Origin of the sequence: Methylobacterium sp. CCH5-D2 (assembly GCF_001556475.1) — a bacterium.
Classification (GTDB): domain Bacteria; phylum Pseudomonadota; class Alphaproteobacteria; order Rhizobiales; family Beijerinckiaceae; genus Methylobacterium; species Methylobacterium hispanicum.
In genome coordinates, this window is sequence record NZ_LSIX01001052.1 from 1 (window position 1) to 498 (window position 498).

Annotated in this window: 1 pseudogene; it reads left to right on the forward strand. The window is 75.1% G+C overall.

Going from position 1 to position 498, the window contains the following annotated elements:
• Positions 1–321 precede the first annotated feature (321 nt).
• Positions 322–498 (forward strand): annotated as a pseudogene (locus AX737_RS36520) (AMP-dependent synthetase); the annotation flags it as partial.

Below are 498 nucleotides of genomic sequence, written 5' to 3' on the forward strand. Positions count from 1 at the left end.
CGGCCGGCTCGTAGCCGACCACGGACCAGAGACGGAGAACGGAGCCAAACCGTTCCGCCAATCGCGACGGGCCGGGCGGCCTTCCCCCGCGGCCGGCCGAGCATAGAGCATCGGAGCGCGTGCGCTGGCCATCGGACCGCGATCGATCGCTCGCCCCCCTGTCGGCGGCCTTCCGTCGCCGGCGCACCGCATGGCCCCCTCGGGGTCGGCCGCAGACGATCGAGGAAGGCCGGACCGCCGACGGCGAGGCGCAGGATCCCCGTTGACGCTCCCACCGCGATACCCGACACCCGGACAAAACATGCGTCCGGGAGCGCCCCCTTGTCCGACCGTCACCCGCCCGCCCGCTTCAACGCCGCCCGCTACTGCCTCGGCGCGAACGCGGCGGCGCGGCCGGACAAGACGGCGCTCGTCCTGGTGGGCGACGGCTCCGAGACCACCCGCCTGACCTTCGGGGAGGCCGACCGGGCCGTGCGCGGCATCGCGGCGGGGCTCCTC